The sequence below is a fragment of the Pseudactinotalea sp. Z1739 genome (assembly GCF_049725055.1).
Taxonomy (GTDB): domain Bacteria; phylum Actinomycetota; class Actinomycetes; order Actinomycetales; family Beutenbergiaceae; genus CALKWS01.
This window is the reverse complement of sequence record NZ_JBMPQA010000001.1, coordinates 67,066-78,793: the sequence shown is the minus strand read 5'-3', so window position 1 is coordinate 78,793 and position 11,728 is coordinate 67,066. Positions and strand designations below refer to the sequence as shown.

The 11,728-nt window shown below is 69.7% G+C and carries 11 protein-coding genes; 6 read left to right on the top strand and 5 right to left on the bottom strand.

Going from position 1 to position 11,728, the window contains the following annotated elements:
- The first annotated feature begins 70 nt into the window (after positions 1 to 70).
- Positions 71 to 1,288 (top strand): GNAT family N-acetyltransferase, encoded by a 1,218-nt coding sequence (locus ACO0LV_RS00330; RefSeq protein WP_424785867.1) that lies wholly within the window; start codon positions 71 to 73, stop codon positions 1,286 to 1,288.
- Positions 1,289 to 1,406: 118 nt separating this feature from the next.
- On the opposite strand, the gene ACO0LV_RS00325 is transcribed toward ACO0LV_RS00330, so the two are convergent.
- Positions 1,407 to 2,384 carry a site-specific tyrosine recombinase XerD gene (locus tag ACO0LV_RS00325; RefSeq protein ID WP_424785866.1) on the bottom strand — a complete coding sequence of 326 codons (978 nt, stop codon included), beginning with the start codon at positions 2,382 to 2,384 and terminating at the stop codon, positions 1,407 to 1,409.
- 4 nt (positions 2,385 to 2,388) lie between these two features.
- A complete protein-coding gene (locus ACO0LV_RS00320; RefSeq protein WP_424785865.1) occupies positions 2,389 to 3,378 on the bottom strand; it encodes a heme o synthase in 990 nt (329 codons plus the stop codon).
- Positions 3,379 to 3,753: 375 nt separating this feature from the next.
- Between ACO0LV_RS00320 and tkt the strand changes: the two genes are divergently transcribed.
- The 5 genes from tkt to ACO0LV_RS00295 are packed head-to-tail and all read left to right on the top strand — an operon-like array spanning position 3,754 to position 10,147.
- The gene (tkt, locus tag ACO0LV_RS00315) at positions 3,754 to 5,865 is read left to right on the top strand and encodes a transketolase (protein WP_424786267.1); all 2,112 of its coding nucleotides are present in this window, start codon (positions 3,754 to 3,756) and stop codon (positions 5,863 to 5,865) included.
- Positions 5,866 to 5,881: 16 nt separating this feature from the next.
- Positions 5,882 to 7,021, top strand: a complete 1,140-nt coding sequence (gene tal / locus ACO0LV_RS00310; protein WP_424785864.1) for a transaldolase — start codon at positions 5,882 to 5,884, stop codon at positions 7,019 to 7,021.
- Positions 7,018 to 8,562, top strand: coding sequence for a glucose-6-phosphate dehydrogenase (zwf, locus tag ACO0LV_RS00305; protein ID WP_424785863.1), 1,545 nt, complete (start codon positions 7,018 to 7,020; stop codon positions 8,560 to 8,562). Before tal ends, zwf begins: the two co-directional genes overlap by 4 nt.
- Positions 8,559 to 9,482, top strand: coding sequence for a glucose-6-phosphate dehydrogenase assembly protein OpcA (locus tag ACO0LV_RS00300; protein WP_424785862.1), 924 nt, complete (start codon positions 8,559 to 8,561; stop codon positions 9,480 to 9,482). Before zwf ends, ACO0LV_RS00300 begins: the two co-directional genes overlap by 4 nt.
- Positions 9,479 to 10,147: an O-methyltransferase gene (locus tag ACO0LV_RS00295; protein ID WP_424785861.1), complete on the top strand. Its 669-nt coding sequence runs from the start codon at positions 9,479 to 9,481 to the stop codon at positions 10,145 to 10,147. The genes ACO0LV_RS00300 and ACO0LV_RS00295 overlap by 4 nt, the downstream gene beginning before the upstream one ends.
- A 61-nt stretch (positions 10,148 to 10,208) precedes the next feature.
- Here ACO0LV_RS00295 and ACO0LV_RS00290 read toward each other — a convergent pair whose 3' ends face one another.
- From ACO0LV_RS00290 to tpiA, 3 genes are all read right to left on the bottom strand, one after another.
- Positions 10,209 to 10,556 carry an RNA polymerase-binding protein RbpA gene (locus ACO0LV_RS00290; RefSeq protein WP_424785860.1) on the bottom strand — a complete coding sequence of 116 codons (348 nt, stop codon included), beginning with the start codon at positions 10,554 to 10,556 and terminating at the stop codon, positions 10,209 to 10,211.
- Between the two features lie 10 nt (positions 10,557 to 10,566).
- Entirely contained in the window at positions 10,567 to 10,812 is a 246-nt protein-coding gene (secG, locus tag ACO0LV_RS00285; protein ID WP_424785859.1) for a preprotein translocase subunit SecG, read from the bottom strand.
- A gap of 101 nt (positions 10,813 to 10,913) precedes the next feature.
- A complete protein-coding gene (tpiA, locus tag ACO0LV_RS00280; protein WP_424785858.1) occupies positions 10,914 to 11,711 on the bottom strand; it encodes a triose-phosphate isomerase in 798 nt (265 codons plus the stop codon).
- Positions 11,712 to 11,728 lie beyond the last annotated feature (17 nt).

Sequence of the window (11,728 nt, the reverse complement as noted above, 5' to 3'; positions counted from 1 at the left end):
CAGGACAAACTATGCGCGCCGGGCAGCCCTCCGGTACACGCGGCGTTTCCACGTCCTCTAGGCTCCGGGAATGCCCTTTCAGATCAGGCAACTCGGCGCTGCCGACAAGACCGAGGCGATCACGCTGGGCCGGGAGGCCTTCGGCTTTCCCGTGGGCCCCCAGCACGGGGACGCCCAGCGCCGTCCGTGGCCTCCCCAGGGCACCACCGAGTGGGGCACCTTCGACGGTGCCACCCTGGCAGCCAAGGCGGCGCGCCATGCCTACCGGTCCCACTTCGGTGGCGCGCTCGTGCCCACCTGTGGTCTCGCCGGGGTCACGGTCGCGGCCGAGTACCGGGGCCGCGGTCTGCTCTCCCCGCTGCTGGCGCAGGTGCTGGAGCACGCCCACGGCGAGGGTGACGTGATCTCAACCCTGTTCGCCTCCGCCCCCGGGATCTACCGCAGGTTCGGTTTCGAGCTCATCGCGAGTCAGGACACCGTCGAGATCGCCAGCACGGTCGCGGCCGAGGTGCGGCCCGGCACCCCCCTGGTGCGCACCAGGCGTGCCACCGCCGCAGACTTCGACGCGGTGTTCGAGGTCTACACCAAGTGGGCGAGCAAGCAGAACGGGCCGCTGACCCGCACCGGGCCCTGCTTCCCGGCGGTGGACCTCACCGAGGAGTTCACCGGGGTGACCCTCGCCGTGGGCCCGGACGGCCAGGTCCTGGGCTACGCCTCCTGGGATCGCGGGAGCGGGGACGGTGCGGACGCCGTGCTGAACGTCGTGGAGCTCCTCGCCCTGGCCCCCGACGCCTATCGCGCGCTCTGGCGGACCCTGGGCTCCTTCAGCGCCGTGGTGGGGCGGATCAGGTTGCGCACCTCCGGGACGGATGTGGCCCGGTTGTTCCTCCCGCCGCGGCAGTGGCGCACCACCTCGGTCAACCCGTACATGCTGCGCGTGGACGACGTCGCGGCCGCCTTCTCGGTGCGCGAGATCCCGGTACGCCGGGAGATCATCTTCGCCGTCGCCGGGGACGGCCTGGGCAGCATGGACGGCACCTACCGGCTGCGCCCGCCGGGCGAGGCCGACGACGACGCCCCGGCGTGCTCGCGCATCGGCGCCGTGGGGGATGCTCCCCCGGACGCGCCGGTGTACACCCCCGGCGGGCTGGCGCTGGCGTGGTCCGGGGTCCAGTCGAGCGCGAACATCCGTATGGCCGGTGGACTCAGTCGCGGGAACGCGGCCACCGATGCCGTGCTCGACCAGGCCCTCGGCGGGTGGGCGGTCCACATTCGTGACGACTTCTGAGCCGGCACCGCCCGGTGCACGCGCCCGCGGCACAGGTCCCGGTCACGCCTCCCGGTCGGGCGAGCATCCGTCGGCACACACCTGCCCGCGCGGGCCTGCCGGGCACCGGCGGGCCGGCTCACCCGAGCGCGCGGGGGTGGGAGGCGGCGTAGACCTCGCGCAGCGTCTCGCGGGTCAGGTGGGTATAGATCTGGGTGGTGGTGACCGAGGCGTGCCCGAGCAGTTCCTGCACCACCCGCACGTCCGCTCCCCCGGCGAGTAAGTGGGTGGCGTAGGAGTGGCGCATGGTGTGCGGGGACAGGTGCGCCTGCACTCCGCCACGTTCCGCGGCCTGCTGCAGCACCGCCCAGGCGCTCTGCCGGCTGAGCGGGTTGCCCCGCTGGTTCAGGAACAACGCAGCGTTGCCCTTGCCCTTCGAGGCCAATACCGGACGCCCCCGCACCAGATAGGCCTCCAGTGCCTGCACCGCGAACCGACCCATCGGCACCACCCGCTCGCGCCGGCCCTTGCCGAACAGGCGCACGCTGGCCGCGGACCGGTCCAGCACCACGTCGTCCACGCTGAGTCCCACCGTCTCGCTGATCCGCGCGCCCGTGCCGTAGAGGACCTCCAGTAAGGCCCGGTCGCGCAGTCCCAGCACACCCGGGGCAGCCGAGGCACCCTCGAGCACCTGCTCGATCACCTCGACCGGGATGGCCTTGGGTAACCGCTTGGTGGCTCCGGGAGGCTTGACGTTGGCGGCCGGATTATGCGTGGTGCGGCCCTCCAGCGCCTCGAACTTGTGCCATCCCCGCACCGCGACAACCGTGCGGGCAGCGGAGGACGCCGAGAGTGCGGTCCCCCCGTCGGCACCGGAACGAATCGCCTCCACGAACGCCCCGACATCGGTCTCGGTCACGTGCTCCAGGTCCGTGCGCGGCAGGGCGGCCAGGAACCGGGCGTAGCGGCTCAGGTCCCGTCGGTAGGCACTCAGGGTGTGCTCGGACAGGCCCCGCTCGATGCCCAGGTGCGCCAGGTACTGGCGCAACACATCCGTGAAGGTGCCCGCGCCGTCGTCGTCGGCCCGCGCCGGGTCGGCCTTCGCTGGGCTGGCCACCGGCTCAGAAGGGCAGGAACGGATCGACTGCAATCGCCACGAACAACACGGTCAGGTACGTGATCGAGGCGTGGAAGACCTTCATCGCGCGCAACTTCCTGCCATCGCCATCGCGGGCCCGCCGGAACAGTGACAGGCACAACCACAGGAACCAACCCCCCGAGCCCGCAGCGGCCACGAGGTACAACCAGCCCATACCCGCTACCGGCACCAACGCCAGCGAGCAGGCGATCATCGCCACGGTGTAACCGATCATCTGCCGGGCCACCCGGGTGTCGGCCGAGACCACCGGCAGCATCGGGACGTTCGCGGCGGCGTAATCAGCCTTGAACTTCATCGACAGCGGCCAGTAGTGCGGCGGGGTCCAGAAGAAGATGATGCCGAACAGCAGCACCGGCGCCCAGGACAGCGACCCGGTCACCGCCGACCACCCGATCAGCACCGGCATACAACCGGCAGCGCCGCCCCAGACGATGTTCTGGGTGGTGTGGCGCTTGAGCAGCATGGTGTAACCCACCGCGTACATCACGATCGCAGCCAGGCACAGCACTGCGGCCACCCAGTTGACCACCAGCCCGAGCCAGACCACCGAGAAGACGCCGAGAGCGAAGGCGAAGACCATCGCCTGGCGCACCGTCACCTCTCCGGTGACCAGCGGGCGGTTCTTGGTCCGATTCATCACCGCGTCGATGTCGCGGTCGTAGATCATGTTGAACACGTTGGCCGAGCCGGCTGCGGCCGCACCGCCGATCAGGGTGACCACCACCAGCCACCAGCCCGGGAAGCCGCCCTGGGCCAGGAACATCGTCGGCACCGTGGTGATCAGCAGCAGTTCGATGATCCGCGGCTTGGTCAGGGCGACATAGGCCTTGAGGGTGGATCTCCAGGTCCGCTCGGGGTCAGCGCCTTGCCGTGCGGGTGGCTTCGGACCGACCGCCGCGGACGCGGGCGGCGTCCCGGCTACCGCCGGACTGGTTGCCTCGGTGTGCGACACGACCTCACCATCTCCATGCAGCACAACCGAATCCGACCTGCCGGGGACCCAGACCTGTGCTCACTCGTCTGCCTGCCAGTCTAGGGGCCCTCGGCCCTGGTTCGCGCACAGGCCGTGCCACCGCGCGACGTCCACAAGGTGGGAAGGTGCTGTTCCCCGAGATGGAAAGCGCTATCCTCGAATCAGATGCGTTGGCGTGGGCCCATCGCACCCGCTCCGGCGCACCAGGTGTGCGGGCGGGGGAAGTCGGTAGGCTCGCACCAGCAGAACCAACTCCGAGCCCTGCGCGATCCGCGCACCAGGCTGGTGCAGCCCACCAGCATCCCAGAACTGCACGTCCACCGGCCCCGCCGCGGGGTCATCGAAGGGAAGCCCGTGAACGCCAAAGCCCCCAAGGCCACCACCACCGGATGGACCGACCTTGATCTGCGCGCAGTCGATACCGCTCGCGTGCTCGCCGCCGACGCGGTGGAGAAGGCCGGCAACGGCCACCCCGGCACCGCGATCAGCCTCGCGCCCCTGGCGTACCTGCTGTACCAGAACACCATGGCTTCGGACCCGGCCGATCCGCACTGGCTCGGCCGGGACCGGTTCGTGCTGTCCGCCGGGCACTCCAGCCTGACCCAGTACATCCAGTTGTTCCTGGGCGGGTTCGGCCTGGAGGTTGCCGACCTCGAGGCACTGCGCACCTTCAACTCCAAGACACCCGGCCACCCCGAGTACGGCCACACCGACGGTGTGGAGACCACCACCGGTCCGTTGGGACAGGGGCTGGCCACCTCGGTGGGGATGGCCTACGCCCAGCGCCGGGTACGCGGTCTCCTCGACCCCGACGCCGCGCCCGGTGAGTCGCTGTTCGACCACCACGTCTATGTGATCGCCTCCGACGGCGACCTGCAGGAGGGCGTCAGCGCCGAAGCCTCGGCCCTGGCCGGCACCCAGGAACTGGGCAACCTGGTGGTGATCTGGGACGACAACCAGATCTCCATCGAGGGCGACACCGACATCGCCTTCACCGAGGATGTGACGGCCCGCTACGCCGCTTACGGCTGGCACACCCAGCACGTGGACTGGACCAACAACGGCACCGAGTACCGCGAGGACGTCGACGCCCTGGCTGCTGCCCTGCAGCAGGCCAAGGAGATCACCGACCAGCCAAGTTTCATCCGGTTGTCCACGATCATCGCCTGGCCGGCACCCACGGCCCAGAACACCCACGGCGCCCACGGCGCCAAACTGGGCACCGAGGAGGTCGCGGGGCTGAAGAAGGCGCTCGGGTTCGACCCGGAGCGCGACTTCGAGGTGGCCCCCGAGGTGCTCACCCATGCCCGGGGCCTGGTGGACCGGGGCGCCAAGGCACACGCGGACTGGAACACCAGGTTCGACCAGTGGGCGCAGGACAATCCCGAGCGCGCCGCGCTGCTCGAGCGCCTGCGCGGGCGTGAACTCCCGCCGGGCTGGGCCGATGAGCTCCCGGTCTTCGAGGCCGGGAAGGACGTGGCCACCCGCGCTGCCTCCGGTGCCGTGCTGGCCGCCCTGGCCGACCCGCTGCCCGAACTGTGGGGCGGCTCGGCCGACCTGGCCGGTTCGAACAACACCACCATGAAGGGTGAACCGTCGTTCCTGCCGGCGCACCGCTCCACCGAGCAGTTCGAGGGCAACCCCTACGGGCGCACCCTGCACTTCGGAATCCGCGAGCACGCGATGGCGGCGATCGTGAACGGGATCGCGTTGAACGGGCTTACCCGACCCTACGGCGGCACCTTCTTCACCTTCAGCGATTACATGCGTCCGGCCGTGCGGCTCGCCGCCCTGATGGGTGCTCCCTCCACGTTCGTGTGGACCCACGACTCGATCGGGCTGGGTGAGGACGGTCCCACCCACCAGCCGGTGGAGCACCTGGCCGCGGTCCGGGCCATCCCGGGGCTGGCCCTGGTGCGCCCGGCTGATGCCAACGAGACGGCCCGGGCATGGCGGACGATCCTGGAGCGTGACCAACCAGCTGGCCTGGTCCTGACCCGACAGGGTGTGCCGACCTTCCCCCGCGGCACCGACGGGTTCGCTGAAGCCGACGGTCTGTCCAAGGGTGCCTACATCCTGCAGGAAGCCTCTACCGGCGAACCGCAGGTGCTCCTGATCGCCACCGGCTCGGAGGTGCAGCTGGCCGTCGAGGCCCGGACCGCGCTGGAGGCCAAGGGTGTGCCGACGCGGGTGATCTCGGCCCCCTGCCTGGAGTGGTTCGAGGAGCAGGACGACGACTACCGCGAAGAGGTGCTCCCGGCCGCCGTGCGTGCCCGGGTCAGCATCGAGGCTGGTGTCGCCCTGTCCTGGCACCGGTACCTCGGCGAGGCAGGGCGCGCGGTCTCCCTGGAGCACTTCGGTGGGTCCGCCGACTACAAGACGTTGTACCGCGAGTTCGGCATTACCGCCGAGGCCGCCGTCGCCGCTGCCGAGGAGTCCCTGGCCGCAGCCGGCGGGCCAGCCTGAGCGAAGGAGAACTGCCATGACCGACACCGCCCTGACCCGGATCAGCCGCGCCGGCGTTTCGGTGTGGCTCGACGACCTGTCCCGCACTGCGCTGCGCGACGGCAGTTTGGCCAATCTGATCGATACCCGGAACGTGGTGGGGGTGACCACCAATCCCACCATCTTCGCCGGCGCGGTCAGCAAGGGGACCGCCTATGACGCCCAACTCGCCGAACTTGCCGCGGCCGGGTCCGACGCCGAGGCGGCGGTACTGACGTTGACCACCGACGACGTACGCGCCGCCTGCGACTTGTTCGCCGACGTGTACGACCGAAGCGGCGGCCAGGACGGGCGGGTCTCGATCGAGGTCGACCCCCGGTTGGCGCACGATACCGATGCGACGGTGGAGGCCGCGCAGATGCTGTGGGAGACGGTGGACCGGCCCAACGTGATGATCAAGATCCCGGCCACCCCCGAGGGCCTGCCGGCGATCACCGCTGCGATCAGCGCCGGGATCAGTGTCAACGTGACGCTGATCTTCTCCCTGGACCGCTACCGGGCCGTGGCCCAGGCATACCTGGACGGGTTGGAGCGGGCACACGCGGCTGGACGCGACCTGTCCACGATCCGATCGGTTGCCTCGGTGTTCCTCTCCCGGATCGACTCCAAGATCGATGCCGCCCTCGATGAGATCGGAACCGACCAGGCCGCATCCCTGCGTGGACGCAGCGCGATCGCCGGGGCGCGGCTGTCCTACCAGGTCTTCGAGGAAGTCTTCTCCTCCCCGGTCTTCGCCGAGCTCGCCGCGGTCGGTGCCCATCCCCAACGTCTGCTGTGGGCCTCCACCGGGACCAAGGACGACGCCTACCCCGACACCATGTACGTCGACGAACTCGTCACCACCGACGTGGTCAGCACGATGCCGGCCGCTACGCTGGCCGCCGTCGCCGACCACTCCGACGCCACCGGCGCTGACACCGTTCGGGGAACGTACGAGCAGTCCCAGTACGTGATCGACGAGGTGCAGCGCCTGGGCGTGCACTACGACGAGATCCTCGACGACCTGGAGACCGCCGGCGTGCAGTCGTTCATCGACAGCTGGGAGGAGTTGCTGGCCACGGTCGAGACCGGCCTGCGCGAGGCGACCGAGGGAACCACCCCCGGTGTGTCCGTATGAACCTGGTGCGTCCCGAGGGCGCCAGTGCCAACCCGCTGCGTGACCCCGCGGACCGGCGCCTGCCACGCATCCCCGGACCGTGCGGAGTGGTGCTCTTCGGGGTGACCGGTGACTTGGCCAAACGCAAGTTGATCCCCGCGATCTACGACCTGGCCAACCGGGGTCTACTTCCCCCGGGCTTCGCCCTGACCGGGTTCGCACGGCGCGACTGGGACCGGCAGGACTTCGAGCAGATCGCTTACGAGGCCGTCCGCGAGCACGCCCGGACCCCATTCGACGAGGACGCGTGGCGCCAACTCCGGCAGGGCATCCGGTTCGTCCAGGGTGAGTTCACCGACCCGGAGGCATTCGAGAGACTGGCCCGCACCGTCAAGGAACTCGACGTCGAACGCGGCACCGGCGGGAACCATGCGTTCTACCTGTCCATCCCGCCGGCGCAGTTCCCGGTCGTGTGTGAGCGGCTGGCCGCCTCGGGCCTGTCCCGGGACGACAACGGCGCCTGGCGCCGGGTGGTCATCGAGAAGCCGTTCGGGCACGACCTGGCCAGCGCCCGCAGCCTGAACGAGGCCGTGGAGCGGGTGTTCCCGGCCGAGTCGGTGTTCCGGATCGACCACTACCTGGGCAAGGAGACCGTCCAGAACCTGCTCGCGATGCGGTTCGCGAACATGATGTTCGAGCCGGTCTGGAACGAGGCGTACGTGGACCACGTCCAGATCACCATGGCCGAGGACATCGGTATCGGCACCCGGGCGGGCTACTACGACGACATCGGCGCGGCCCGGGACGTCATCCAGAACCACCTGCTCCAGCTCCTCGCCCTGACTGCGATGGAGGAGCCGGTCTCGTTCGACGCCGACGCCCTACGGGCGGAGAAGGAGAAGATCCTCTCCGCGGTGCGGCTGCCCGCCGACCTCGGCAAGCACACCGCCCGCGGGCAGTACGCGGCCGGTTGGCAGGGTGGTCGGCAGGTACAGGGCTACCTCGCCGAGGAGGGCATCGACCCGGCTTCGGTTACCGAGACCTACGCCGCGATCCGGCTGGACATCGACACCCGCCGCTGGGCCGGGGTGCCGTTCTACCTGCGCACCGGCAAGCGCCTGGGCCGCCGGGTCACCGAGATCGCGGTGGTCTTCAAGCGCGCCCCGCACCTGCCGTTCGACCTCAATGACACCCAGGTGCTGGGCCAGAACGCCATCGTGATCCGTGTCCAGCCCGATGAGGGGGTCACCCTCCGGTTCGGCTCCAAGGTGCCCGGGACCGCGATGGAGGTCCGGGACGTCACCATGGACTTCGGGTACGGGCACGCCTTCACCGAGGCCTCCCCGGAGGCCTACGAGCGGCTCCTGCTCGATGTGATGCTCGGCGACCCGCCGCTGTTCCCCCGCCATCGTGAGGTAGAACTCTCCTGGCAGATCCTGGATCCCATCATCGAGTACTGGAAGGCCAACGGTAGCCCGGATCCGTACCGGCCCGGGAGCTGGGGCCCCGAATCGGCCGAACAGATGCTGGCCCGTGACGGACGCACCTGGAGGCAGCCGTGATCGTTACGCTGCAAGGCACCACCAGCGCCGAGGTCGGCGCAAAACTGGTCCAACTGCGTGAGCAGGGCGGGGCTCGAGCGCTGGGCCGGGTCCTCACCCTGGTGATCGTCTCCTCCGGGGGCGACGTGGAACCCGCGGTGGAGGCAGCCAACCGGGCCAGCAGGGAACACCCGTCCCGGGTGGTGGTGATCGACCCCGGCGACGTCGATCATCCCGCCCGCCTGGACGCCGAGATCCGGGTGGGCGGAGACGCCGGGGCGAGCGAGGTGGTGATCCTGCGCCCGCTCGGCACCACCAGGGACGCTGTCGACACCTTGGTCACACCCCTGTTGCTGCCGGATGCCCCGGTCGTCGCATGGTGGCCCAAGGAGCCCCCCGCGAACCTTGCCGAGGATCCGTTGGGCCGGATGGCCCAGCGCCGGATCAGTGACGTCGGCGAGGTCTCCCGTGGGGTGGAGCGCCTGCACGAGCTGCGGGAGGGCTACTCCCCCGGCGATACCGATCTGTCCTGGGCCCGAACCACCCTGTGGCGGGGCCTGAGCGCCGGCGTCGTCGAGGGCGACCCGGGCGCCACGATCACCGCTGTCACCGTGCGCGGCAACACCGACCGGCCCTCACTGCACCTGCTCGCCGCATGGTTCGCCAGTGCCCTGGAGTGCTCGGCCCTGGTGGTGCACGACGAGGAATCCAGCGTGATCAGCGGGGTGGACCTGCACCGCGAGACCGGCACCATCTCGTTGCACCGCCCCGAGGGCTCGGCGACGGTGACGATCTCGACCGAGCACGAGCCGCAACGGCAGGTGGCGATGGCCAAGCGTCCGCTGGAGGACTGCCTGATGGAGGATCTGCGGCACCTGGACCCCGATGTCATCTACGGCCGGGCACTGCGCTCGGGCCTGAAGCACGTGGAGGTGCGATGAACACCCTCGAACGGTTGTGGTACACGGTGGACGGCTACTTCGCCGACCAACTCCGACCCCCGGACCCGATCCTGACTGCGGCGATGCGCGACGGTGCCGCGCTGCCGCAGATCCAGGTCTCCGAATTGCTCGGCGGGTTCCTCAGCGTGCTGGCCCGCGCAGCAGGGGCGCGCCGCGTCCTGGAGATCGGGACGCTCTTCGGCTATTCCACGATCCATCTGGCCCGTGCTGCGGGTGAGGACGGGGCGACGGTTTCGCTGGAGTACTCCCCGGAGCACGCCGCGGTGGCCCGCGGGAATATCGAACGGGCCGGGCTGAGCGAGAGGGTGGAGATCCTCGAGGGCCCGGCGGTCGAGTCGCTGCCGAGCCTGGTCGATGGTGATCCGTTCGACCTGGTGTTCATCGACGCGGACAAGGAGAACAACCCCTCCTACCTGGACTGGGCCCTGCGGCTCACTCGTCCGGGGTCGGTGATCGTCGTGGACAACGTGGTGCGCGCCGGTGCTGTGGCCGACGCCGAAAGTGACCGGCCCGATGTCCAGGGCACCCGCACCATGGTGGAGGCGATCGGGGCAGCGGTGCGCGAGGGCACCCTGGAGGCCACCGCGATGCAGTCCGTGGGCGCCAAGGGCTATGACGGGTTCCTGATCGCCTACGTCCTGTGAGGCGCGGCCCGGTGCGGCCCGGGCCGCTGGCTGACGCGACCGGGCGGGCGTCAGCCCATGGTCAGCGACCGCGACGCTTGCGCAGGGCCTCCAGCGCCTCGTCCAACAGCGCCGCGCCGTCGTCATCGGAACGCCGTTCCTTCACGTACGCCAGGTGGGTCTTGTACGGCTCATTCCGGGGCGGCTCGGGCGGGCTGCTCTGGTTCTGTCCGGCCGGCATGCCGCACCGTGGGCAGTCCCAGGTCTCGGGGATCTCGATGCCCGCCTCCTGGGCGAAACTGGGACGGGTCTCGTGGCCCGCCGCGCACCAGTAGGAGACGTGCACACGCGGTGCGGCGTCGCCTCGCTCGGCCTCTCCCATCGGTCCGGCGCCGACTCGGGACCCACGGATCGCACTACCACTTGCCACGAAGGAACTCCTAGATCGCGAACTTCTGGACCAGACCCAGCAGCACGATGACCGTGCCCCAGATCACGGCACACCCGATGGTGATCCGGTTCAGGTTGCGCTCGGCAACCCCGGAGGACCCCAACGATGTGGACACGCCCCCGCCGAACATGTCCGACAGGCCCCCACCCTTGCCCTTGTGCATCAGGATGGAGAGGATCAGCATCGCGCTGGTCAGCACCAGGAGCACCTGGAGGACGATGTTCAATGCGTCCACGTACGAATCCTCATCTATTGAATCAGCGCAGCCGGGATCGCCGGCCGCGGGGCACAGGCATGAGTTTACGCGATCAATGGCCCCAGAGGGAAACCCGCCGGCTACAGTCCGACCTGGTGCGCCTGGTAACGAGCAATGTTCGCGAACTCCTGCGCGTCCAGGCTCGCCCCACCCACCAGGGCGCCGTCGACGTCGGCGTGGGCCATGATCGAGGCGACGTTCGCGGACTTGACCGATCCGCCGTAGAGCACGCGCACCGAGGCGGCGACCTCCTCGCCGTGGAGTTCGGCCAGTCGGGTCCGGATCGCCCCGCACACCTCCTGGGCGTCCTCCGGAGTGGCCACCTCACCGGTCCCGATCGCCCACACGGGTTCATAGGCGATCACACTGTGAGCGACGGCCTCGGCGGAGAGCCCCTCGAGCGCACCGTCCACCTGGGCCAGCGTGACGGGTACGTGGCGGCCCTCCTGGCGCACCTGCAGACCCTCGCCCACGCAGATGATCGGGATCAGCCCGCTCTTCAGTGCGGCCCGGGCCTTGGCGTTGACCAGGGCGTCGTCCTCGGCGTGGTACTGCCGCCGCTCGGAGTGGCCCACTATCACGTAGTCGACCCCCAGGCGGGCCAGCATCGTGGCGGAGATCTCTCCCGTGTAGGCGCCATGCTCGTGTGCGGAGACGTCCTGGGCGCCGACCTTGATGCTGAGCTTGTCCGCATCGATCAGGGTCTGCACCGAGCGCAGGTCGGTGAAGGGCGCACACACCGCCACCTCAACCGACTCGTAGTCGTGCTGGGCGTCCCGGAGCGTCCAGGCCAGTTTCTGCACCAGGTGGGTGGCCTCGTGGTGGTCCAGGTTCATCTTCCAGTTGCCCGCCATCAGCGGGGTGCGTGCTTGCGTCATCTTCTGCCTCTCTTGGC

Excerpts from the sequence above, each read along its gene's own strand:
- ACO0LV_RS00295 (WP_424785861.1), top strand. The coding sequence starts at position 9,479 with ATGAACACCCTCGAACGGTTGTGGTACACGGTGGACGGCTACTTCGCC.
- tpiA (WP_424785858.1), bottom strand. The coding sequence starts at position 11,711 with ATGACGCAAGCACGCACCCCGCTGATGGCGGGCAACTGGAAGATGAAC.
- zwf (WP_424785863.1), top strand. The coding sequence starts at position 7,018 with ATGAACCTGGTGCGTCCCGAGGGCGCCAGTGCCAACCCGCTGCGTGAC.
- ACO0LV_RS00330 (WP_424785867.1), top strand. The coding sequence starts at position 71 with ATGCCCTTTCAGATCAGGCAACTCGGCGCTGCCGACAAGACCGAGGCG.
- tal (WP_424785864.1), top strand. The coding sequence starts at position 5,882 with ATGACCGACACCGCCCTGACCCGGATCAGCCGCGCCGGCGTTTCGGTG.